Raw genomic sequence first — 23,765 nt, forward strand, 5'->3', positions numbered from 1 at the left:
ACCCGTATCACTCGTCCGGTGCGGCAGGCCGCCCGTCGAGTGCTGGTCCGCCGGTGTCGGTCACCAGGCCCACATTGGCAAAGCCCCCGGCATTGAGCGCCCCCATCACCTGCATCACATCGCTGTAGGCAATGGCGCCATCCGCACGCAGATAGACCCGGTCCGAGGTGCGTTCCGCCGCGATCGCACGCAGGCGCGCGACCAGATCATCACGCGCGACCGGCGTGGTCTGGATCTGGATCTCGCCCGCAGCGGTCATGGTCACCGTCAGGGGTTCTTCGTCCTCGCCGGGCAAGGCGCCGGCCGCGGTTTTCGGCAATTCGACCGGGACGCCGACCGTCATCAGCGGTGCTGCCACCATGAAGATGATCAGCAGCACCAGCATCACGTCGACAAATGGCGTCACGTTGATTTCCGCCATCGGCCGCGACCGCGACCGCCGCCGACCACGTCGCCGCCCGCCGCCTGCGTCCTTCTGTTGTACGGCTGCACCCATGGCTCAGCTGTCCAACTGGCGCGAGAAGATGGTGGCGAACTCATCGGCAAAGGCCTCATACCCACCGATGATCCGGTCGGAATCCGCCGAGAGCTTGTTATAGAAGATCACTGCCGGAATTGCCGCCAAGAGGCCGAGCCCGGTGGCCAGAAGCGCCTCGGCGATGCCCGGCGCCACGACGGCGAGGTTGGTGTTTTGCTGTTCCGCGATCTCGATAAAGGCATTCATGATGCCCCACACGGTCCCGAACAGACCGATGAAGGGCGCTGTGGAGCCCACGGTTGCCAGGATCTGCAAGCCGCTTTGCAATCCCTCGCTCTCCTTGGAGATCGCCACATCCATCGACCGGTCGATGCGGGCCTGCGCGCCGGGGATCAGAGCCCCATCGGTGCGGTGACTGCGGCGCCACTCGGCCATGCCGGCGGCAAAGATACGCTCGGAATGGCCAGAGGGGTCTGGGCCGATGTCCTCGTACAGCTCATCCAGCGGGTTACCGGACCAGAAGGCGCGTTCGAACACCTGCGCCTCGCGACGGGCGGACCTGTAGGTGATGAGTTTTTGGATGATGATCGACCACGACCAAATCGAGGCGACGATCAGCATGATCATCACGAATTTCACGGTCAGCGTCGCGCGCGCGAACAACCCCCACATGGAGAAATCAATCTCCTGCGCCAGTGCCAGAGTTTCTGCTTCCATCTGCCTGCTCTATAGCCAGTTGCCACGTCGTTGTGCTTGCGCGGCCTAATTGGGGCGGACGCTAGCGCAAAACAAGCGACATTGCCAAGCAAACAGGGGCATTGTCGCCGATTGTTACAGGGATGCGCGAACTTCTGCCGGAAGCCGCACCGGTTTGCCGCTGCGCATATCCATGCAGACGGCGGTCACCCGGGCACGAAACAACTCGCGCCCGTCGCGCCGGACCACCTGCGACATGGTCAGCCGGGCGGAGGTCAGTTTCTCGGGCGCGGTTTCCACGATGAGTTCATCCTCGAACCGTGCAGGCGACAGGTAATCGGCCTCGATCCGCGTCACCACCCAGACGATGCCGGCGTCGCGCATGGCGTTTTGATCAACACCCAACCGACGGACATAGTCGCTGCGGGCGCGCTCGATGAACCGCAGGAAATTGGCGTGATAGACCACACCGCCCATATCGGTGTCTTCGTAATATACCGTGATCGGGAACTGGTGCGTCATGCCTCATCGCCCCGGATATCCGACGGCGGCGCTTGCAGCCGCGCATAGAGTCGCAGCGCATGACTCGCATCCTGCGCCGCCACGGGCATCATCCGATCATAGGCGGCCGCAATCACCCCCGCGATCTCGGGGCGCAGGATCGTGTTGCCATTTTCCGGCAAGACCGCCAGCGGCGACACCTCCGCAAAGGCCTGCTCTCCCCACAGGAGCATCACCTGCACCGCCTGTGTCAGTGCGAGTGTTTCTGCCGGCACCTCTGCCATCGCGCCTTTCATGCGCAGAAAGACAAAGGCCGCCTGAATGGCACCCTGATCGTCAAAGCGAAACGCACGATACTGGCTGGCATCCTCTTTCGCGAGGCGGTTCACCAGTGGCGCCAGCCCGGGGATCATCCGATCAAGGTCTGGGACCTCCAGCAGTTCTTCCCACTCCCGGAAGAAAAAGAACATGAGATTGGCACCGAGTTCCGGATCGGTTTCCGCCATCTGATGCCCCGCCAGCGTGGCCATGGCCTCGACCGCACCCTTCACGGTGACAAGCGTCTCGTCCGTCACGCCAAAGACGATGGGCGCGATCGGACGCCCCCAGCGCGCAAAGGCATAGGTGCCGTCCTCGCGGGTGAAAAGCGCTTCGATTTCCTCTGGCAGCAGGAGTGCGGACATGCGCGGCCTCGTCATTTCATTCGCTCGTCGGGCGTTTGTACGGACCTGCCCGGGGCGGAGCAAGGGGAGAAGTCCCGTGCCGCTCCGTCACGCCTCCTGCGCAAGATAAGCGCCCCATTTGCGCTCAAACGCCGCGCCGGCATCAATGCCCTGCCAATCGGCAAACAACAGCAGAAACCCGAGGAGGTCGGCGACCTCGTTCTCCAGATCGGTTTTGCTGCCGTCCTTGCGTGTCTGCCCCGCAAGGCTCAGATAGGCAGAGGCGACCTCGCCCAGCTCTTCGGTCATCTTGCCCAGATACCAAGCGGCATCCCGCTCGATCCCGAAGCGCTGCGCGTAAAGCACACTCACCCGATTGGCGACGGCGGTCAGTTCACCAAGATCCTGCATCGCGCGCTCCTGTTCTCAGCCAAAGAGGTCGCTGTGCGACTTGGGAGGCGCAAGGCCCAGATGCTGCCACGCCTTTTGCGCCAGCATCCGTCCGCGCGGCGTGCGCTGGATCAGCCCTTGTTGCAGAAGATAGGGCTCGATCACCTCCTCCAGCGCGTCGCGGCTTTCGCTCAGCGCGGCGGACATGGTCTCGATCCCGACGGGACCACCGCCATAGTTCTCGGCCACCAGACGCAGATACCGTCGGTCCGCGCCATCAAGACCCAGCTGATCCACCCCGAGCCGCGTCAGCGCGCCATCGGCCAGTTCCTGGGTGATCGTTCCATCGCCCTCGACAACCGCAAAGTCCACCACGCGGCGCAAGAGCCGCCCGGCGATCCTTGGGGTGCCGCGGGCGCGCCGCGCGATCTCCCGCGCCCCGGCGTCATCAGCAGGGGCTCCCAGCTTGCGGGCGTTCCGGCTGACGATCTCGAACAGCTCATCCACGGTGTAGAACTGCAGCCGTGTCGGAATGCCAAACCGATCTCGTAGCGGCGTGGTCAAAAGCCCCATGCGCGTCGTTGCCCCCACCAGTGTGAAAGGCTGCAGCTCAATGCGCACCGTACGTGCCGCCGGCCCCTCGCCGATCACCAGATCCAGTTCGAAATCCTCCATCGCCGGATAGAGCACCTCCTCAACGGCCGGGTTCAGACGGTGGATTTCATCGATGAACAACACATCGCGCGCCTCAAGATTGGTGAGGATCGCGGCCAGATCGCCCGCCTTTGCAAGCACCGGCCCGGAGGTCATGCGAAAGTTCACGCCCAGCTCGCGCGCCACAATCTGCGCAAGCGTCGTTTTGCCAAGTCCCGGCGGGCCATGAAACAGGGTGTGGTCCATCGCCTCGCCGCGCCGGCGGGCAGATTCGATAAACACCCGCAGGTTGGCGCGGGCCTCCGCCTGGCCGATGAATTCGCCAAGCCCCTGCGGACGCAAGGCGCGATCGTTGTCTTCGGGCAGCGGCTCGGGGCGCAGGGTGGGGTCCGCGTCAATCATTCACTCATCCCCTCAGCCTTTGGGCGCCAGCAGGCGCAGCGCCGCGCGGATCAGCTCTGCCTCGCCTGCTTCCGGGTTATCGCCAGCCGCCTCAGCCACCGCACTTGCAGCGTCAGAAGGTCCATAGCCGAGGTTGCCCAATGCCGACAGTGCGCCCGCCGATGCCGCCGCCGCGCCGGTCGGAGCTTTGGGGGCGGCTTTGCGCCCGGGTTTCACCGGCGCCTCCGAGGCGGGTTCGACCACCGCGTCGAGATCCGGCCCGTCCAGTGCCTCTGTGATCGTGCCCCCCATCGCCATCACCGACGGCGCCTTGTCCTTCAGGTCCAGCACAATCCGCTGCGCGGTCTTGGGGCCGACCCCTTTGGCCGCTTTCACCGCCGCCCAATCCCCCAGCGCAATCGCGCGGCTCACACCTTCGGGACCAAGCGCACTCAGGATCGCCAGCGAAACCTTGGCCCCCACTCCCTGTACCGACGTCAGCAGGCGATGCCATTCCTTTTCCACCAGCGAGGTGAAGCCAAAGAGCTGCATCAGATCCTCGCGCACCAGAAGTTCCGTATAAAGCTGCACCGCCTCCCCCGCCGTGGGCAGGCTGGCCAGCGTCCGGTCCGAGCAGTAGACGATGTAGCCCACGCCACGCACATCGATCATCACATGATCGGGCGCCCTGTAGTCGAGCCGGCCGGTCAGTTTGCCGATCATGCGCGTACCTCTTTCAATTGCCGCTGGTTGCTGCCCCCGTAATAGGCGTGACAGATGGCGATCGCCAGTGCGTCTGCCGCATCCGCCCCCTTGGGGGCGCAGCCCGGCAATTGCAGCTTGACCATATGCAGCACTTGTTCCTTCTCGGCATGCCCCACCCCGACCACAGTCTTCTTGACGCGGTTGGGTGCATATTCGCCGGTGGGCAGTCCGGCCTTGGCCAGGGTGAGCAAGGCCACGCCGCGCGCCTGACCCAGCTTCAGCGTCCCGGCGCCATCCTTGTTCACAAAGGTCTGCTCGATCGCGGCCTGATCCGGCTGATAGGCGGCTATGATCTCGGTGACCTGATTGTGCAATGACAACAGCCGCTCTCCCAAATCATCACCGTCAGAGTGACACAGACCGTTGGCAACATGGCTGAGACGCGCGCCATTTGATTCGATGACGCCCCATCCAAGGGTCCTGAGCCCCGGATCGATCCCTAGTATTCGCATCTCACCGCCCGATCTGTCGTTGTGTTTTTTACGGATTGTAAACCCAGCTAGCACAAAACGCGAACACAACCAATCGCTTTCCTGCCGCGGGCCTCGCTCCGGTTCCTCGATCTCACCCGCAGCAGGCGGACCCGCGCAGCCCCAAAAGCGCCTGGAAACGACATCCCGAAACACGACGCCGACAGATTTCCGCGCTTTCCCGGGAACGTGACGAAACCCCTTATTTCCATACCTCAAAGCTATGCGAAAACTGCATGGGACACATGCAAAAATTGCGCTTGTGAGCCGCGAAAAGCGTCTCTATCTGCCGCTCATCGCACTGATGAGACAAACCTGAACTCGAATGAGAGAGAACGTGGATATGGCTGTACTCGACACCACCCGCACCGCCCAAGGCACCACCGGCCTGATCGGCCGTATCGGCGCTCTTGTGAATACGCTGATCGCCACCGTCGCCGTCTGGAATGACGCGCGCATGACCCGCAAGGCGCTTGGCGCGCTGTCCGACCGCGAGCTGTCCGACATCGGGCTCAACCGCGGCGATGTTGACAGCATCGGCATGGATTCCCCGCTGGTCTGAAACAGACGCCGGTCCGTGCGCGGACCCCGGATGGATACAAACGCGACGCCGCCCATCGGAGAGGTTCCGGGGCGGCGTTTTGTTCGTTGGCCCGACTGTCTTCGCTCGACGGTCTTCGACCGGGCCTCGTCCCGATCAGCGCAGATTCAGCGCAAATACGGAACCAGATGCGAGGCAATTGCGGTCGAGATCGGATCGGCCTGCATCAGGAAGGCCCCCCCCTGTTCCACCGCGGTGCCGCGGCTGAGTTTCTGCACACGTTCATCATAGCTGCTGTAGCCAAGCGATGCGATCAGGAAGCCTTTGAACACCAGAATGGCTGTCAGGAACAAAATGAGGGAGCGCAGGGTGATCTTGGAGCGCACGACCTTGCGCGGCTCGACAATGATCAGCCCGTCTGCGCGCATCTTGGCTGTGTAGCCCTGGCTCATCTGCAAGCTCTTACGGTCCAGCCGACGGAGTCGGTGGCGAAACTCTGCGTGTTGGTCGCTCATTGCGAAACTCCGAACTGGCCCCCACCAGCGGATGGAAAGAAGTTAAGCTTGAATTGTGACCAAAGGAAGGCAGATCGCTAAAACTCTATTAAACTGGCCCGGTATCGCCGTTTACCTCTGCAAGATCAGCGTCGTCCACTCACCAATCTCTGCGCGTTGGACCAGATTGACCCCGTTTTGCGCATAAACGGCGATCACGTCATCGGCCTGATCGTTCAGGATACCGGACAGAATCGCATACCCGCCCGCACGCAGATGCGCCGCCATGTCCGGGGCAAGTGCCACCAGCGGACCCTTGAGGATATTGGCGAAGATCAAGTCATATGGGGCGCTTTCCTTCAGGGCCGGTGCATCGAAGCCTGCCGCCTCAAGACATTGCACCGCGCCCTTCATGCCGTTGGCGTCCATATTGGCCTCGGCCACATCAACTGCAACTTCGTCGATGTCACTTGCAAGAACCCGCGCCTGCGGCCAGACCCGCGCCGCCGCCATGGCAAGGACCGCCGTGCCACAGCCGATGTCCACGACTTTGTCTCCTTCGAACCCCGTGCCGATCAGGTGATCCAGCGCCTTGAGGCAGCCCAGGGTGGTACCGTGATGGCCGGTGCCAAACGCCATCGCCGCCTCGATCAGCAAGGGAATCTTGTCCCCGGGCAGCTTGTCGGCATCGTGACTGCCGTAGACAAAGAAACGGCCCGCCTCGACCGGCGCCAGTTCGCGACGCACATGCGCCACCCAGTCCGTCTCGGGGAGTTCCGAGACCGCAAAGGGTTTCGCCCCGTGCAGCGTCGCCAAAAGGGCCAGCCCCGCCTCGTCCGGAGCTTCGGTGAAATAGCCCCCCACTTCCCAGAGCCCCGAGTCATCTTCGACCTCGAAGACACCGACCCCGGTCGGCTCCGGGTTGAGCCGCTCCATTGCCTCGCCCAGCGCCTCGGCCTGGGCTTTTCCGGTCAGCGTGGTGAGGGCGGTGAAGGTGGGCATGGAGGGTCTCCGAAAGAACTGGGCGCACAGGGCGCGGGCTGGATCAGCGCCTACGCGAGCCTTGCATGCAGGGTCAAGAGGCAGCAGGGGCTGCGCCCCCACCCCCTAAGGTTATTCTGCCGGTGCCGGGGCGGCAAACCGGGCAAAGATGGTCTCGTTTCCTGGCTCCGGGTGGCGCGGGATCATCAGCGACAGCGCCAGCGACACCAGCGCCATCAGGGCCGCCAGCCCAAAGACTGCCGCCGGAGAGGCCACCCACAGGAGACCCAGCAAGACCGGCAGGAACACCGCCGCGATGTGGTTGATGGTAAAGGCAACCGCCGCCGTCGGTGCAATATCGGCCGGATCGGCGATCTTCTGGAAATAGGTCTTCAGGGCCAGCGCGAGCGCAAACAGGATGTGGTCCACCACATAGAGCGTCGCCGCCAGCACCACGCCCCAGCCGAACCAGTAGATGCCGCCATAGAGGGCAAAGACGGTGGCGAGGCCGACATATTCAAAGATCAGGGTACGGCGTTCCCCAAACCGGGACACAAACCGCCCCAGCATCGGCGCGGCGATCATATTGATCAGAAGGTTGATCAGATAGAGACCGGTGAGGTGATGCACCTCAAAGCCAAACCGCTCCACCATCATGAACCCCGCGAACACGACAAAGATCTGCCGCCGGGCCCCGGCCATGAACTGCAACGCGTAGTACAGCCAGTAGCGCCGCCGCAGTACCATCTTCTTGTTCTGCGGGGTCGGACCGTCGAACTGAGGGACCGCAAACAGGCAGAAGATGGCGACCACCGCCGTGAAACCGCCCGCCGCCAGATAAACGGCGTTGTAGGTCAGGCCCAGCGGCTCCCACAGCAGAACGATCGCGCCGTAGACGACCAGCGTCGCGGCAGACCCTGTCGCCACCAGCCAGCCCAGCATCTGCGGGGCGCGTTCCTTGGACAACCACTGCAATTGCAGCGATTGCGCCACGGTTTCGAAATAGTGAAAGCCGATCGAACTCAGCACCGTGATTATCAAAATGCCTTGCAAGGTCGGAAACCACGCCGTCAGCGCGGTTGCCGCGCCAAGCAGCGCCAGCGACAGAAGGCCCAGCACCTGCTCGCGAATGAAGATGATCAGAAAGATCACGAGGAACGCAAGGAAACCGGGGATCTCGCGCACGGTGTGCAGCAGGCCGATGTCCGCGCCATCGAAATCCGCCACCTCGATCACGAAGTTGTTCAGCAACGCCGACCAGGTGTTGAAGGCGACGGGCATGGCGATCGCCATCAGAAACAGCAGCGTGATGGGACGGCGCCAGAACGGCAGCGACCGGGCCTGATCGAGGGACATGGGCGTTTTCATGCCTTGGCTTTAGAGCGCTTTACTCGACAGGGCGAGTCAAGAATTGTACCAAATCACGCCAGTGAGCGCACAGATCCCCCTGCATTCCCGCAGGGCCATCGCCCGGTTCAGCGGCTCCCCACCCATTCGGTTCAGAGGAAGCTCTGCGGATCGATGTCCACATTCAGGCGCAGATCCCCCTTGAGCTTGAACGGAGCGATCCAGCGGCGGATTGCGTCTTGCAACGGAGCGCCCTTGTCGGCCTTGACCAACAGACGCACGCGGTGACGCCCGCGCACCCGTGCAATGGGGGCCGGCGCCGGGCCAAAGAGTTGCGCCCCCACCTGACGGAGCGGCCCATCGTTGCGCGCCAATGCGCCGCCGAGGTCAAACACCTGGGCCAGATCCGTGCCCGACAGGATCACCCCTGCCATACGCCCATAGGGGGGCACGCCTGCGGCCTGTCGCTGTTCGGCCTCGGCGCGCCAGAAACTCTCCTCATCACCGGACAGGATCGCACGGATCACCGGGTGCTCTGGCTGAAAGCTCTGCATCAGCGCCTCGCCGCGGCGCTCCGCCCGCCCTGCGCGCCCTGCCACCTGCCGCATCAGCTGGAACGTGCGCTCCGCCGCGCGCAGGTCCGATCCCTGCAGCCCGAGGTCGGCGTCGATCACCCCCACCAGGGTCAGCAGCGGAAAGTTGTGCCCCTTTGCCACCAGTTGGGTGCCGAGGATGATATCAGCCTCACCGGCGGCGATTTCTTCGATCCGCTGTTTCAGCGCGCGGGCGGAGCCGAAGAGATCGGAACTGAGCACCGCGATGCAGGCCTCTGGAAACAGCGCCGCCGCCTCCTCGCCCAGCCGTTCGATACCGGGGCCGACGGGGGCCATCTTGTCTTCGACCTTGCAGGAGGGGCATTCGGTCGGCACCGGCTTGGTCTCGCCACATTGATGGCACATAAGCCGTTTCATAAACCGGTGTTCGACCATGCGCGCATCACAATTGTCGCAGGCCACCTGCGTGCCGCAGGCCCGGCAGATCGTCACCGGCGCAAAGCCGCGCCGGTTCAGGAACAAGAGGGACTGCTCGCCGCGTTCGATCCTGAGCTTCATCGCCTGCTTGAGCGTCGGCGATATCCAGGTTGAGGGCAGAAGATCCTCGTTGCGCATATCGATCGCGCGCATTTCAGGCAGCACCGACTCGCCAAAGCGCGACGTCAGATCGAGGCGCTGGTATTTGCCCGCCTCCGCATTCGCCCATGTCTCAAGGCTCGGTGTCGCTGATGCCAGCACCACCTGCGCCTGACAGAGCGACGCCCGCCAGACCGCGAGATCCCGCGCATTATACAGGACCCCCTCTTCTTGCTTGTAGGAGGTATCGTGTTCTTCATCGACGATGATCAGGCCGAGATCGCGAAACGGCAGATAGAGCGAGGACCGCGCGCCAATCACCAGCTGCGCGGCCCCCTGCCCCACCATCCGCCAGACCCGGCGGCGTTCCGTCATGGTGACGCCGGAATGCCACTCCGCAGGCACCGCACCAAACCGTGCTTCCACGCGCTTCAGGAATTCCGCCGTGAGCGCGATTTCCGGCAACAGCACCAGCGCCTGCCGCCCCTTGCGCAGACAGGCGGCCACAGCCTCCAGATAGACCTCGGTCTTGCCCGAGCCGGTCACACCCTTCAGGAGCGTAGTACCGTAACGTCCCCCATTCACCCCTGCCTCAAGTGCGGCAGCGGCAGTGGCCTGATCCTCCGAGAGGGTCTTGCCCGGCAATTCCGGGTCCAGCGGCGGGAACGGCAGGTCGCGGGGGGCTTCTTCCTCGCGGATGGCGCCCTGTTTGACCAGCCCCTTGATCACCGAGCTGGTCACCCCGGCCAGCCCGGAGAGTTCCGATGCCGTAAACGCCGCACCGTCATATTCGTCCATCACGTCGAGCACCTTGGCGCGCGCATCGGTCATGCGGTCGGGTTCGCCCTCCCCGCGACGCAGGACCTTGCGCATCGAGGGCGGATCCGCCAGCCCCGGCGCCCGCGTTGCCAGCCGCAGCATCATCGACAACGGCGTCAGGGTGTATTGCGCCGCGCGCTCCAGAAAGCCACGCATCTCGGTGCGCATCGGGGCCAGATCCAGCACCCGGATCACAGATCGCAGCTTGGCCGCGTCGAAATCCCCGGCACCCGGCCCCCAAACCACGCCGATCACCTTGCGCGGCCCCAGTGGCACCTCGACAAAGGCCCCCAGAAAACAGCCCCCTTCGGGTGCGCGATAGTCCAGCAGCCGGTCCAGCGGCTGTGCCGTCAGCACACCCACCCGCTCCCCTTGGGCAAAAAACTCCGGGCTTTCGCCTTGCTGCGCCATTCCTCGCGTGACCCTGCTCTTTTTGTTGACCCAACGGTAGCCGCGGCCAGATGTTTACGCTAACATGCGCGCGAACGCGCCCGGGCTCGCTGCGAAATCTTTCGCACTTTTCGCGAGACCTCCTATCAGGTAAAGCCAAGGCGCACCGAGGCCAAGCCATCCAGAGGACCAAAGCCCATGAAATTCTTCGTAGACACCGCCGAAATCGAGGCCATTGCCGAGCTGAACGATCTTGGCATGGTCGACGGCGTCACCACCAACCCCTCCCTGATCAAGAAATCCGGCCGTGACATCATCGAAGTCACGAAGGAAATCTGCGATCTCGTCGATGGTCCGGTTTCCGCCGAAGTTACCGCCACCGACGCCGAAACCATGATCGCCGAGGGGCGCAAGCTCCTGGAGATCGCCGAGAACATCGCGGTCAAAGTGCCGCTGACCTGGGACGGTCTGAAGGCCTGCAAGACCCTGACCGACGAAGGTCACAAGGTCAATGTGACCCTGTGCTTCTCCGCCAATCAGGCGCTGCTGGCAGCCAAGGCCGGCGCGACCTTCATCTCCCCCTTCATCGGTCGCCTTGACGACATCAACCTCGACGGGATGGATCTGATCGAGGACATTCGCACGGTCTACGACAACTACGGCTTCCAGACCGAGATCCTCGCGGCGTCGATCCGCTCCGTGAACCACATCATCGACAGCGCCCGGATCGGGGCCGACGTGATCACGGCCCCGCCCGCCGTCATCAAATCCATGATCAACCACCCGCTGACCGACAAGGGCCTGTCGGCCTTTCTCGCGGACATCGAGGCGGCCGGGATCAAAATCCTCTGAACCGTCCGACCATCGCAAGATCGACAGGGTGGCGCCCCGGCACAGGGGCGCCTTTTTTGTTCCGGTTCAGCAGGTTGCTGCCGACCCGAGGCCATTGGCCCGCAGCTCGGACGTTTTTGCGATTTTTCGCGCGCGCAGGCCTGAACCTCATGTTATAGTGCTCAAAACCCGGTCAGAGGTTCGAACGAGACGATGAGCAGCACAACCGCCGAGCTGGACGACAGCCTGCGCCAGAAAATCATTGAAAAGCCCGATATGGTGCTGGACGACCCCAATGTGATGCGGGCGCTGGTGGCTGCGAACGAGCGTGCCATGGGCTCCAATATCGTGGACCTGCGTGGCATCGCGATGGAACGGCTGGAAACCCGGCTCGACCGTCTGGAGGACACGCATCGGTCGGTGATCGCCGCGGCCTATGAAAACCTCGCCGGAACCAACCAGATCCACCGGGCCGTGCTGCGACTGCTGGACCCAGAGAGCTTTGCCGGGTTCATGGAGGTCCTGCGCGGCGACCTGCGTGACATCCTGCGCGTCGACGCTCTGGCCCTGATTCTCGAAACCACGCAGGAAGAAGCCGGCGCTGCAGTGGAGCGGGTCGGCGACGTGCTGAAGTTTACCGAGGCCGGTTTTGTCGAGACATATCTGTCTCAGGGACGCAGCTACGGCGGCGACCGCCAGGTGATCTTGCGTCAGGTGCGCTCCGGCCCCTCCCGGATCTATGGCGAACGCGCCGCGGACCTGCGCTCCGAGGCCTGCCTGCGGCTCGACCTGGGCGAAGGGCGCCTGCCTGGCCTCCTGGTCTTTGGCGCAGAGGATCCGCATCAGTTCACCCCGCAACACGGCACCGACCTGCTGACATTCTTCGGCGGTGTGTTCGAGCGCTGCATGCGCCGCTGGCTGTCTTGAGCGCGGCGGACCCAACCCTGATCTCTCCGGCGGCGCGGGATGCGCTGCAATCCTGGCTGGATGGGCTGGGCGCGCTTGAGGGGGCGGCAGAGAACACGCGCGCCGCCTATCGCGGCGATGTGGTGGATTTCCTCGCTTTCATGAGCCTGCATTTCGGCAGTCCGCAGGGCCTCGGTGCCCTGCAACGGATCACCACCGCCGACATGCGCGCCTGGATGGCCTCGACACGCGGCACCGGTACGGGGGCACGGTCGCTCGCGCGCAAACTTTCTGCGGTGAAGAAATTCTACGGCTGGCTGGCCAAACGCGAGGGGTTTGAGCCCACGGCTGTTCTGTCGACCCGTGCGCCCAAATTCCAGAAGAAGCTCCCCCGCCCCCTGGATAAGGACGCCGCGCGCGCAATGATTGCCACGGTCGAGCTGCAGTCCCAGAAAAACTGGGTTGCCGCGCGCGATGTGGCGGTTGTGACCCTGCTCTACGGCTGCGGGCTGCGGATCTCGGAGGCATTGGGCCTGCTCGGACGGGATGCACCGCTGCCGGCGACGCTTCGGATCACCGGCAAAGGCGGCAAGGAACGAGTCGTTCCGGTCCTGCCCGCCGCGCAGCAGGCGGTGGAGCGCTATCTGCAGCTCTGTCCGCATCCCAAGGAGAATGACCTGCCGCTGTTTCGCGGAGTACGTGGCGGCCCGCTGCATGCGCGGATGGTTCAAGGGGCGGTTGCCGATGCCCGCCGTCAACTGGGGCTGCCGGCCACGGCCACCCCCCATGCCATGCGCCACAGTTTCGCGACCCATCTGCTTGAAGCGGGCGGTGATCTGCGCGCCATCCAAGAGCTGCTCGGCCATGCCTCCCTCTCGACCACACAGGCCTACACGGCGGTCGATACCGCCCATCTGATGGACGTCTACACCCGCGCGCACCCAAAGGCCTAACGCCCCGCCTCGCGCGTCCGTCTGCCTTGACGAGGATCTGCCCCGAATTCCTGGCAATCTGTCCTCGACGCGGCCCTTTCGCCCGGTTGCGGGTTGCAGCCCGCCCGGAAATTCGTCATCACAGGCGAATGTCGATTGAACTCCGTGCCCTGTCCGTCCATCTCCTCACCGCAACCGGCGCCGTCTTTGCCATGCTGGCCATGCTCGCCGCCGTGGATGCGAAATGGGATCTTATGTATCTCTGGCTTGTGGTGGCCTTTGCGGTGGACGGTGTCGATGGCCCGCTGGCGCGCCACTATGATGTCAAACAGAACGCACCCCAATTCGACGGGGTGCTCCTCGACCTCATCATCGACTATCTGACCTATGTCTTCATCCCGGCCTTTGCACTGTTCAAATCCGATCTCATGTCGGGCTGGACCGGCTGGGCGGCCATCATCGTGATCACCTTCACCAGTGCGATGTACTTTGCCGACACCCGGATGAAGACCAAGGACAACTCCTTTTCCGGGTTTCCGGGGTGCTGGAACATGCTGGTGCTGGTTATCTTTGCGCTGGAGCCCAATCACTGGATCAGCCTCGGCCTGGTGGCCGTGCTCTCTGCGACCCAGTTCCTGCCGCTGAAATTCATCCACCCGGTGCGCACCGAACGCTGGCGTCGCGTCTCCTTGCCGATCGCGCTGGTGTGGACCGCACTGGCGGGCTGGACGGCCTGGGTTGAGTTTGCGCCCGGAACCTTAGTCAACACCGCGTTGCTGCTCACCTCCGTCTACTTGCTTCTGGTTGGCGTGGCACAGCAGATCGTCCCTGATCGATCCTGAAACATCGCCAGAGGATTGCGTGCCCCCGCATTGCGCAACACGGGCATCTCCCTCGGTGCGCGGCATCTATTGGCTGTTTTTATTCCGTTTTAGCGATATCACCGCGCGGTTTCGCGGATAATTTAGGAAAGCATTAAGCACAACTTCTGAAAATACTAGGCAACTTGTTTTAGTCCCAGTGCCCAGGTTCAGGAGCCCTTGCCATGTCCTCGCAGCAGGAAAACACAGCGCCGCCGCTACCGGTGCCCATCACCGCAGCGCGCTACAAGGCAGCTAGCACTTCGGCCCATACCAGACAGCAACTGGCGCGGGCGATGGCAAATCTGCAGCAGGCGGCCGCCAACGCCGTCTTCCCACGCGCGGTTGAAACCGATGATGGAGCAGAAGCGCCAACCACCAACCCCCAAGCGCGTGCCCGTCGGGGCAACTTGGAACTCAGCCTGATGTCGCAGCCGGACCGGCCCGCAACCAGTTGCCGCGAGGCAAGCCGCTTGTACACCGGTGCCAAATCCATCTTCTGATACGGGTCTCGACAAGGACCGCCCCGGCTCTCCCCTCGGCGCGCGCCAGATCCCGCCAACATGCTGGCACGCTCCAAGTGGCCCCGGCGACCCTATCCCGAAGTATGTCAAACATATCGATCGTCGCTCTGCGCCTACCTGAATGAGGTGTCGCATAGATCAATACGCGGATGCGCTCCTAACACATTTGTCTAAAATTCAGCTCAAATGTGGGACAATGGAGCACAACAATGAATACGACTGCTATGGATCTGGGCGTGTATCGCATGATGCAAGGTCACCTGAATGGATTTGCGAATCATAACGCGGTGCAGACAAATCACGAGATCACTCAGGCTCTCACGGCTCCGATCAGTTCCGGCAGCACTCAGGGAATGGCCTTTGCCCTGCAACGCGAACAGGCGCTTACCGGAACAGCCTCCCCCCAAGAAACGCCCCCCTACGAGCCCGTACTGGAGGTTCGCGATGCCATCTCCTCGGGCGACATCACGCAAATCAACGCCAACAGCATTGATATGTCCCGTTACATTCAGAGCGTCATGTCCGGCAATGTCGAGGGCCCGGTTCCGATGAGCGCCCTCCTGGCCCGTGAAAACTATGAACGTGCGATTGGTATCCTTTCCTGAGGTCTCAGCGCCCCTGAAGCACCTCCGGTCACGGCATTAGACTTCATCAACACCTCACGCTGACACTCACCGTGGCCTGCATATTCCAGGCAGGTCACGTGAACGTCGTATACGCGCAAATCGAGCTGTGTTTGAATAAACAGTACAAGGCGCTGAAGTCTCGGGAGAAATCCCGACACCATCGCCGGAGACCAAAAAACTTAAACATTTATCCATACTCACAAATGCGAGGACGTGCATGCTAATATGAGGTCGAGTTTTCCTGAGAGTCATGAGACTCGTCACATCTGTGGAAAGGAATGCAACATGACCCCAGCGATGCGTGCCTACTCCGGCGCCCCCGTGAATGTCCCCGACATCACGGTATATACGCAAACCGATACGATGGCCCTGAATGCGGATGCAGACGGGGCAACAGGTGCGGAGTTTGCCAACAGTCGTCTTGCCAGCTTCTTGAGCGACGACCCGGCGCCGCGTGACCGCGACCTTGACTCGCTGTTCAGCAGCGACAGGCTGTCCCCCTATGACGGGCTTCCCGCAACACCATCGGCAGACAATGCCATCCGCGCGGAAGTTCCTCCCGCCCCGGCGCCCGAGGCGATGGACCCGATCACATTGCCTCCGCTCGAAAGCTTGCTGAACGCACAAATGACGCAACCGGTCAGAGAAGATGCGCCTGATACGACCTTCCGGGGTATGTCATCTGGCAGCTTTGCTCAGGAGATGTACACGAATACCCAGGACGTTCTGTCCCGGATAGCCTCCTAGCCCGTGGTCGCCGTCAAGTTTGAGTAACGCTCCGTTTCCTCGCCTTCTCTGTCCGATCTAGGTGTTTCGTCCCCGCGATGTGGTCAATGCAGCCGAGTGGCGGGCGGCGCAGCGCGGTCGCCCTGCCTACAGCAAGCAATGCAATGTCCTGATCGGTCAGTTTGTTGCAACGCTAAGCGGATAGTCCACATTCAGCGACAACGCCGGTATTTGTGGACGTTGCTGGCCTTCTGTAAGTTCGGGGACCCGCGAGGATGTAAACAACACCAGTTCCTGCAAGGAGTTAAACCCGTTGCGATCCCCGACACGGTTGTCAGCCAGCCCGCGCAAGCCCTCGAGCAGCGCCGCCGTAAAGGCACCGTGACCACCGCCAAAGCTATCGTCCTCAAAGCTCAACTCCGATCCGGAGGAAGACGCAAACACCACAGCCCCAGTGCCTTTGGTGAGGTTTTGCACCGCATCATCGGCCACCACCCGGTTGCCCCCAGCACCAGAATGGCAAATATCAAGAAGCATCAGCGCATTCTGGTTGAGCGGCCGGTTTTCCAGATAATCGCGGAAGCGATCAACGCTCATGCCGGTATAGGGTTTGGCCAGATCGCCCTCATGGGTCATGAAGTACAGCTCTTGTTCCGCGTCGACCACACCGTGCCCGGCAAGGAACAGCACAACCACATCGTCATCCGCTGACTGGTCGAGAAACTCGTTCATCTGGATGCGGACATTGCGCTCTGTGGCCTCTGCATCGGTCAGAACCCTGGTCTCGACCCGATTAAACAGCTTGCCCTCCTGCGACTCCATCAGCTTTGCCAGTTCCGTTGCATCACGGTGTGCAAAGTTCAGGTTCTGACTGGACCGCTCGTAGTCGGACACCCCAACCCCAAAGAACCACAGCGTCTGACCGGAAGGTTTCTCATCCGGGGCCTCGCCGCCTTCGCGGATAATCTCCAGCGTCTGTGTCTGGATGCGCGCATCGCGCCACACCAATGATGCCTCAATGACGTTGCGCCCCGGATTTAGGTCAAACCGGCGACTGAAGCCCACGGTCTCCTGCCCGTCGAAAAACGCTTCTTCCTCAAAGCCGCGCGATTTCAGCACCCGGCGCCCGTTGAGCGTATATTCGATCTCAGGATCCGCCAGATCGGCGTTGTCCTTCAGCACTTCCAACTCCACCACATAGGTTTCGTCTTTGGTGCTGCTGCGTTGGGGCGAAATCAGGCGCACCGCATAGGGCGCTTCAAAAACGTCCGCATCCACATCCACGCCATCATCCGGCAGTGCTTCCCCACGTGCGATGGCGTCCAGAAGATTGCGGATCAGGCCCGGACGCTCATAGTTCTCGGCCAGCGCCGAGAAGGGCAGGTAGTTGTCGCCCAGCGACCAATAGACATCCTCTGTCCCCTGCAAGGACGCTGTGTAGCGCCCATCGGGGGTATAGGCGATCCATTCGCCATCCTTGCGGGGCGCAATGGTCAGCGCCTGCTCCATCCGGTTCAAATCAATAAAGATCAGCTCGTTACCGGTGGTAAGACCAATCGCCAGGTTGCGCTCTGCGTGGGCCTCCAGATAGCGCAGGTTGTGCGGGAAGGTCAGCTCTTTGCCCTCCAGTGTGACGTGATCCCAGAACCACTCGAGCGTACGACCATCCGCAAGCTCGACCTCATAGTTCGGACTGGGTGTTTCACGCCCGGTGTTTTTGCCATTGCTGGGATCGTGCAGATACCACCGCCCCTTGCCGCGGAATTTGAGCACATCGCCCCCCTCGGCCCAGTCCATCTGGAAAAAGCGATCCTCGGCCTGAAACGTCGTCACCTCACGGTTGGCTGGCCCATCATAGATGGTCACGACGCGACCATCGGTCGCCCCCTGTTTGAACCCGGCCATCCAGGAGGACGTCACCGCCACCATGCCATTGTCCGCAAGGCGCGCAAACACGCGTGGATCATAGATGTCATTGAACCGTACAGGTTCGGAGACGATGTCAAAGCTCTTTTGCATCACGACATTCAGCGTCGCCTTTTCGATCATGTAGATCGTGGATCGCGGCGCCCGAAATGGCCCCTCGCCCTGCGGCACCGTTCCCACCACAATATGCGTGTCGTTTTCTTGTACGCTGTAGGGTTTGCCGTCGATCTGTTTGATCACTTCACTGCGAAAGGTGGTGGTGTCGAACTTCAGCATCTGCCCATCTTCGTCAAAGGTGAACAGAACCGAACCATCCTGATTGAGCGGCCTCCACGTCTGGTAAACCTCCCCCTCGATCCGGTGCACCCTGCGGCCGGTCTTGATGTTCCATACGCTGGTGCCGGCACTGTCGCGCGACATCACCAGATCCTGCGAGGGCACCATGGTCAGCCCACGGCCCTTATATGCAGCCCCGTCCTTGCGCTGATCGACGCTCAGATCACGGGTATCAAGATAGACAATCTGGTCATCCATCGCCGTGATGTAATGCCCACCATCCGGTGTAAACCCACCATAGAGGATCTTTTCCGGGTCCCCCTGAAGCTGCGCGGTCACATTGAGGCTCGGCACCTCCACCAGCGCCAGACGGGTGTTATTGGTGAAAGTATCGGCGATCATCACCTTGGATTCCGTGGGATGGGCGATCAGCTTAAACGTCATCGCAGGCATCCGCTTGCGTGCAATCTCGCGCCAGTCCGAGGTGGTCCAGACAATCAGCTCATAGCTGTTGTTCATCCCCACCAGATACCTACCATCTGGTGTATTGGCGAAGCCATGCAGCCAGCCGGTATTGCGCAGCGATCCCACCGGTTGCAGCGATTTGGCATCCCGCACCACCGCATGCGCGGTACGCGGCGATTTGGTCACGATATGCGCCCCATCCCCCGACCACACGATCTGCTCGGAGCCACGAATGGTTCCCATCTTGGTCACGCCGCGAAACTTGCGCGTTGCCATGTCATAGACCTTCAGGAAACCGGTCCTGTCGCTATAGGCCACCGCATCCGAGAAAGGCGACCAGGAGATCTCGTCGATCTCGATCGAGTTGGGCAACTGGCTGTGCATCAGCCCCGTGCGCATGTCGTAGATATAAAGCAGATTATCCGTGGCACCGGTGACCCCGACAAAGGAGGATTTCACCGCAATATAGCGCCCATTGGGCGAAATTTCCCGGGAACTGCCACCGATGGGCAGTTGATGAACCCGCAGCATCCGTTCCAGATCCCAGACCTGTGCGGGCGTGTTTCCGGTCACCGCATAGCGGCCATCGGGGCTCAGCGTCAGCGACCGTGCGTCCAGCCAGCCCGAGGTTGAGATCTGCGGCGCAGAGATATTGCCATAGGGGCGGATTTCGACCCGGCGGTTGGTCTGCTTGCCACGGTCGGTGGCATTGGTCGCCAGGGGTATGCGCGAACCATAGCCCACGGTTTGCAGGCGCTCCGGCGCAATACCCGCGCTCTCGACAAAATACTGCTCTACCGATTTGGCACGCGCATCGCTCAGCGGCAGATTTACCTTGTCGCTGCCGGTGATATCGGTGTGACCTTCGATCAGGAAAACATAGTTTTCAGCCCCCAGCGCCTTGAGCGCGTCTGCCGCCTGCTGCAGCACACCCAGCCCCGCCTCGCGGATGTCGGCCTTGCCGGTGGCAAACTCCACCGTCACCCGCAGACTGTCCCCAAAGCGCTGTTCCCAATCCTTGAGAAAGGGATTTTCCGCAAAAAAGCGTTCACGCTGGCCTTGCAGGCGCAGCGCGTTGCGAATGCGGTTTTCCCGCCCCGCAATCCAGTTTTCCGAAAAACCGCCATATTCCTTGGCGCGTTGCAGCAGGCGGTTGGCCTGCTCAAAATCACGCGCATGAACACGATTGTCGACGTAATCGCCCAGAATATTGCGATAGGCGGTGCCGTTTACCGTCGGCAGGTATTTTTCAAACACGGGTACCGCGCGATCATAAAGCGCGGCCTCTTTGGCGAACCGGGCATATTGGTTGATCGCATTATCAAGCTCGCCCTGTGTGGGGGCCATCGCGATTGCACGAGCGCCGTAGTCTTCGGCCTTTTGCGGATTGAACTTGAACTCGCTCCACGCCCAGTTCGCTGCAATCAGCACATGATAATTGTTCGGAAAATCGCGCAAGCCCTGATTGAGAACCGCAATCGCGGACGCAAAATCATCATTCCCGATCGAGCCAAAGGCATCATGCGCCGCCTCTGGCGACGGGTTCATCTCATAGGCCGCGCGGAAAATCGGATGCGCCTCGCGGTGCATCTTGAAATCATCCCACAGGATTTTGCCGACATGGCGCAGCCCCGCGTCATTGCGGTTGTCATTGGCCCAGTCAATTGCTTCGCGAATGGCATCGAAACGCGTATTGCGGTCTGCGCGTTGGGCGCTCAGAATCCGCAACCGATTATCAAGCCACGCCGTCAGTGCGCTAACGTTGGAGGAGCGATCCAGCGCCTGTTTGAAATAGCGGTCCGCCGTGCTGCGGTCGCCCTTGGTGCGCGCCATCACCCCGCGCACATAATCATACACCCAATCCTGCGACGGACCGGTCGGCGCGTAGCTGTCGAACCACGCGTTTGCGGCGGCCTCACCTTCCCGGTTTTTCAGGTTGAAATAGGCGTATTGCACAAAAAATGCGTGGTGAGGCCAGGCTTTGGCCCCTTGCAGATAGTAGTCAAACGCCTCGTCGTATCGCTTTTGGCGTTCCAGATTGTAACCCAGATTGGTAAAGCCAAGACCAAGCGAAGGGTCGCGTTTGATGCCTTCCCTATAGAGCTGCTCAACCTCTTTCAGATCACCGCCGCTTTGATCAAGCACCCAGGCGCGCGCCACATATCCTGCGGGCGTATTGGGGTGTTTTTCTGCAATCCAGCCCCGGATCTGAGAGCGCAACGCGCCGCTGTTGCGCGAAATCGACAGTTCAATCAGCTCGCCAAGGTCCTTGCCTTCGCAGTATCGACATTCCAGCGCCTGCGCAGAGCCCCCCCATGCCAGCGATAGAAAGCAAATTACTCGAAGTATGGCAGTTCGGATCACGGAACGTCTCCTGCAAGGATCAGTTGAAAGTCAGGCTGAATTGAAAGGTGCGGCGCGCAGTGTTGCCTGCCGCATCTCGGGTCTCGATGCTGATCGGGTGCGGCCCCGGTCCCTCGGGCAGTTCGATCTCTGCCCGGAATGGCCCGCGCGAGGAATAGCGGCTGCTCAGCGCGCCCTCGACCTTGAGGGATGCAATATCGCTTTGGTCCTGCGCCATGCCCTCTAGGCGGAACAGGCGGCTTGGCACCGGGATCACCGCGTCATCGCTGTCAAATGCCTCTGGCGCGGGATCCGTCAGCACGATGAGCGGCGCGTCGCTGTCGTCCTTGGCTGGATCTGCTGCGACATGATCGATGCTCAGAACCACCGCCGCCACATCGGCATCACCGCTGTCGGCCTCAAAGCCAATCCCAGAAGCCAGCAGCTCCATTTCATCCTGTGGCAGCAGCCGGTTGCCCAAGGCACTGCGCAGCCGTGCAGCCACGCTGCCCGAGGCACGCGCCATCCGCGCGGCCACCGCCTGCGCATCCAGTGGCTCTTGTGTGTACAAAAGCACGTAATAGTCGGTGCCAACCGTGTCATTCAGTCGGGTGAAATGCTGCTCTGTCGGCCCCGGCAACAACAGTGTGGTGCCGCTATGCGTATAAGGCGTCACCCGATCTCCGCGCGGAAACAGGGTCACATAGTCACCACTTGCATCGCCCCCGATCACATAAAGCGCACCGTTGAACTGGCTGGAGGCCTCCACCCTAAATCGTGTCCCCGAAGGCAGAGGCTGGCGCAGCCGATAGCCGTCAGTCGTGCGCGCTACATCCAGCGCGTCGCCCGAAATATGCAGCACCCGCGCGCTGCCGCCCATGTCCACCACCCGGGGCGGCGGTGGCGGATCAGGTGGCAGCACCTCATAGCCTTCATAAACAAAGGCGTTGAAATCCTCATAGGAGATCCAGAAAAATCCGCGATTGCCCCAACCGCTGCTCCATGAGTTTACCACCTCAAACGCACCGCCCCCGCGCGTGTCATCATAGCCGATCACGGTCATCGCATGGGCGCCCAGCGTGTCGCTGCGCAGTTCATTCCACTCGGTCGAGGACGGCTGCCATGTGCCGCTGCCGCTATGGCGCATAAAGCCCTCCCCCACCCCCATCACGATCACCACCGGGTTGCCGTTGGCCAAGGCCCGGCGAGTGGCGACGTGTTTGTTGCGCCCCGAACCTCCCCACAGGCGGGAATATCCCTTGATGCGAAAGGCGCTCGCCTTGTCGCGCACGCTGGAGGAGGGCTGCGCCGTGCAGGAATATTCATCATAGGGAAAATCGCTCAGCAGCGACACGCCCTGACGCTGCATCAATGTCAGCGCCTCCGCCACATAAGAGCCATTGCAACCCGGCTGGTGGATTTGGTTGAACACATAGGCAGGCGACAGGATCATGCTGCTCAACTGTGTGGAATTGTCGACGCCCAGATCTTTGGCGGTCAATAGAGTGCGTGCTGCATAGGCTGTAGCCCAGCCCACGCAGCTGCCTTGCTGCCCTTGGTCGCCCACAGGTGGGACAAACCGTTTGAGTGACATCGAAGCCGGTGCGCTGAGATAATCCCCGCGCGCCAATGGCGCTGATTTTGGCACTGCACCATAGATCTCAGGGTCAGAAATCGCTCCGAGACTGTACTCTTGCGCCCCCACAGGAAGGGCGCAGCTAACAGCCAGCACCATCGCTGAAGCCCGCACTTCTGCACAACATTTTCGAACGATACTGATAGAAATCAAGGAATGCCTCTCGTTCCAAGTTGAGTAGGTTCTAAACGCGAATAAGGAGGCACCCAGTCCTCACGCAATAGCGCATTACTGCGCGACCAAGAGGTTCTGTTGGTATTTAGGCTTGGCGGTGCCGAGGTCGCCAAGAAACAATTGCCATCACCTACCTAAGGTGGCTGTTGTTTGAACAAAAAACCAAGTGTTTCTACCTCATTGATATATTCACCCTCGCCGATGCTCATATTCTCGCTTCTGCATTTCAACAGGTCAACTGGCATTGTTGCGGAACTTCCTCTCGAGGCCAGGTCCCCTGCTTACCCCTCCGAACTTAGGCGACGCGGACGACCTCGGCGGTGCCGAGTGCCATGCGGATATGGATTTTTGCGGTTTGGAGGTCGGGGGCTCTTGCGGCACTGACCAGCAGGTTTGCCGGAGGCTTCAACTCCTTAGTAGGATGAAGCCACAATAAGCAAGACAACAAACAAATATTCTCCTGAGGTCCGCGAACGCGTGGTGCGGCTGGTGCTGGACAACCAAGGCCAGCACAGTTTCCGCTTGCAGGCGATCATGTCGATCTCCGCAACGATCGGCTGACGGGCTTCACAGGTTGATCGACGCGGTTGTGATTAGCTTGGATGCCCAGAAGGAGCACGACGCGCTGGAGTTCCGCGGCAAGTTGTTGGGATTGTTGAGTTTTTCGGATTTAAAAAACGCCGCATCTTATTCGGATACGGCGTCTTCGCTATCTTTGGTTGCGGGAGTAGGATTTGAACCTACGACCTTCAGGTTATGAGCCTGACGAGCTACCTGGCTGCTCCATCCCGCGGTGTTTGTTTTTGTGTTTTGTTTAGAGAGTTTTTTGTTTTTGGGGTGA

The 23,765-nt window shown here is 61.4% G+C and carries 22 protein-coding genes and 1 tRNA gene; 8 read left to right on the plus strand and 15 right to left on the minus strand.

Translation table 11 applies throughout. The features are described from left to right. Nucleotides 1–7 precede the first annotated feature (7 nt). The 8 genes from tolR to ruvC all read right to left on the minus strand — a co-directional run bounded on the left by tolR (nt 8) and on the right by ruvC (nt 4,979). Nucleotides 8–496, minus strand: coding sequence for a protein TolR (tolR, locus tag MHM97_RS20050; protein WP_239324871.1), 489 nt, complete (start codon nt 494–496; stop codon nt 8–10). Between the two features lie 3 nt (nt 497–499). After that, nucleotides 500–1,195 (minus strand): protein TolQ, encoded by a 696-nt coding sequence (gene tolQ / locus MHM97_RS20055; RefSeq protein ID WP_239324873.1) that lies wholly within the window; start codon nt 1,193–1,195, stop codon nt 500–502. A gap of 114 nt (nt 1,196–1,309) precedes the next feature. Beyond that, the gene (gene ybgC, locus MHM97_RS20060) at nt 1,310–1,696 is read right to left on the minus strand and encodes a tol-pal system-associated acyl-CoA thioesterase (protein WP_239324875.1); all 387 of its coding nucleotides are present in this window, start codon (nt 1,694–1,696) and stop codon (nt 1,310–1,312) included. Continuing rightward, the gene (locus MHM97_RS20065; protein ID WP_239324877.1) at nt 1,693–2,358 is read right to left on the minus strand and encodes a hypothetical protein; all 666 of its coding nucleotides are present in this window, start codon (nt 2,356–2,358) and stop codon (nt 1,693–1,695) included. Before MHM97_RS20065 ends, ybgC begins: the two co-directional genes overlap by 4 nt. A gap of 87 nt (nt 2,359–2,445) precedes the next feature. After that, complete coding sequence (locus MHM97_RS20070; RefSeq protein ID WP_239324879.1) at nt 2,446–2,748, minus strand: hypothetical protein; 303 nt, start codon at nt 2,746–2,748, stop codon at nt 2,446–2,448. Nucleotides 2,749–2,763: 15 nt separating this feature from the next. Beyond that, the gene (ruvB, locus tag MHM97_RS20075; RefSeq protein WP_239324881.1) at nt 2,764–3,783 is read right to left on the minus strand and encodes a Holliday junction branch migration DNA helicase RuvB; all 1,020 of its coding nucleotides are present in this window, start codon (nt 3,781–3,783) and stop codon (nt 2,764–2,766) included. A 12-nt stretch (nt 3,784–3,795) separates the two neighbouring features. Further along, complete coding sequence (gene ruvA, locus MHM97_RS20080) at nt 3,796–4,485, minus strand: Holliday junction branch migration protein RuvA (RefSeq protein WP_239324883.1); 690 nt, start codon at nt 4,483–4,485, stop codon at nt 3,796–3,798. Next, entirely contained in the window at nt 4,482–4,979 is a 498-nt protein-coding gene (gene ruvC, locus MHM97_RS20085; RefSeq protein WP_239324885.1) for a crossover junction endodeoxyribonuclease RuvC, read from the minus strand. The genes ruvA and ruvC overlap by 4 nt, the downstream gene beginning before the upstream one ends. 361 nt (nt 4,980–5,340) lie before the next feature. Here ruvC and MHM97_RS20090 point away from each other — a divergent pair, with 361 nt between their 5' ends. Continuing rightward, the gene (locus MHM97_RS20090) at nt 5,341–5,559 is read left to right on the plus strand and encodes a DUF1127 domain-containing protein (protein ID WP_239324887.1); all 219 of its coding nucleotides are present in this window, start codon (nt 5,341–5,343) and stop codon (nt 5,557–5,559) included. Between the two features lie 146 nt (nt 5,560–5,705). On the opposite strand, the gene MHM97_RS20095 is transcribed toward MHM97_RS20090, so the two are convergent. The 4 genes from MHM97_RS20095 to MHM97_RS20110 form a co-directional block, all read right to left on the minus strand. Continuing rightward, the gene (locus MHM97_RS20095) at nt 5,706–6,053 is read right to left on the minus strand and encodes a hypothetical protein (RefSeq protein ID WP_239324889.1); all 348 of its coding nucleotides are present in this window, start codon (nt 6,051–6,053) and stop codon (nt 5,706–5,708) included. Between the two features lie 111 nt (nt 6,054–6,164). Further along, nucleotides 6,165–7,034, minus strand: a complete 870-nt coding sequence (locus MHM97_RS20100) for a 50S ribosomal protein L11 methyltransferase (protein WP_239324891.1) — start codon at nt 7,032–7,034, stop codon at nt 6,165–6,167. Nucleotides 7,035–7,145: 111 nt separating this feature from the next. Continuing rightward, complete coding sequence (locus MHM97_RS20105) at nt 7,146–8,381, minus strand: MFS transporter (protein ID WP_239324893.1); 1,236 nt, start codon at nt 8,379–8,381, stop codon at nt 7,146–7,148. A gap of 131 nt (nt 8,382–8,512) precedes the next feature. After that, the gene (locus MHM97_RS20110) at nt 8,513–10,720 is read right to left on the minus strand and encodes a primosomal protein N' (protein ID WP_239324896.1); all 2,208 of its coding nucleotides are present in this window, start codon (nt 10,718–10,720) and stop codon (nt 8,513–8,515) included. Between the two features lie 177 nt (nt 10,721–10,897). Here MHM97_RS20110 and fsa point away from each other — a divergent pair, with 177 nt between their 5' ends. The 7 genes from fsa to MHM97_RS20145 all read left to right on the plus strand — a co-directional run bounded on the left by fsa (nt 10,898) and on the right by MHM97_RS20145 (nt 16,125). After that, nucleotides 10,898–11,551, plus strand: a complete 654-nt coding sequence (gene fsa / locus MHM97_RS20115; RefSeq protein WP_239324898.1) for a fructose-6-phosphate aldolase — start codon at nt 10,898–10,900, stop codon at nt 11,549–11,551. Between the two features lie 192 nt (nt 11,552–11,743). Then, entirely contained in the window at nt 11,744–12,457 is a 714-nt protein-coding gene (locus MHM97_RS20120) for a DUF484 family protein (protein ID WP_239324900.1), read from the plus strand. Then, nucleotides 12,454–13,389 (plus strand): tyrosine recombinase XerC, encoded by a 936-nt coding sequence (locus MHM97_RS20125; RefSeq protein WP_239324902.1) that lies wholly within the window; start codon nt 12,454–12,456, stop codon nt 13,387–13,389. The genes MHM97_RS20120 and MHM97_RS20125 overlap by 4 nt, the downstream gene beginning before the upstream one ends. Nucleotides 13,390–13,517: 128 nt before the next feature. Next, the gene (locus MHM97_RS20130; protein ID WP_239324904.1) at nt 13,518–14,210 is read left to right on the plus strand and encodes a CDP-alcohol phosphatidyltransferase family protein; all 693 of its coding nucleotides are present in this window, start codon (nt 13,518–13,520) and stop codon (nt 14,208–14,210) included. Between the two features lie 203 nt (nt 14,211–14,413). Further along, nucleotides 14,414–14,731, plus strand: a complete 318-nt coding sequence (locus MHM97_RS20135) for a hypothetical protein (RefSeq protein ID WP_239324906.1) — start codon at nt 14,414–14,416, stop codon at nt 14,729–14,731. Between the two features lie 230 nt (nt 14,732–14,961). Then, nucleotides 14,962–15,357: a hypothetical protein gene (locus MHM97_RS20140; RefSeq protein ID WP_239324908.1), complete on the plus strand. Its 396-nt coding sequence runs from the start codon at nt 14,962–14,964 to the stop codon at nt 15,355–15,357. 306 nt (nt 15,358–15,663) lie between these two features. Then, nucleotides 15,664–16,125, plus strand: a complete 462-nt coding sequence (locus MHM97_RS20145) for a hypothetical protein (RefSeq protein ID WP_239324910.1) — start codon at nt 15,664–15,666, stop codon at nt 16,123–16,125. Nucleotides 16,126–16,281: 156 nt separating this feature from the next. Here the strand turns inward: MHM97_RS20145 and MHM97_RS20150 are convergent, their stop codons facing one another. From MHM97_RS20150 to MHM97_RS20160, 3 genes are all read right to left on the minus strand, one after another. Next, entirely contained in the window at nt 16,282–21,135 is a 4,854-nt protein-coding gene (locus tag MHM97_RS20150) for an OmpA family protein (protein ID WP_239324912.1), read from the minus strand. Between the two features lie 19 nt (nt 21,136–21,154). Continuing rightward, nucleotides 21,155–22,849, minus strand: coding sequence for a C1 family peptidase (locus MHM97_RS20155; protein WP_239324914.1), 1,695 nt, complete (start codon nt 22,847–22,849; stop codon nt 21,155–21,157). Nucleotides 22,850–23,640: 791 nt separating this feature from the next. Next, nucleotides 23,641–23,717 (minus strand) — tRNA-Met (locus MHM97_RS20160). Between the last annotated feature and the right edge of the window lie 48 nt (nt 23,718–23,765).

Source organism: Epibacterium sp. Ofav1-8, from assembly GCF_022348185.1.
In the GTDB taxonomy this organism is placed as follows: Bacteria; Pseudomonadota; Alphaproteobacteria; order Rhodobacterales; family Rhodobacteraceae; genus Epibacterium.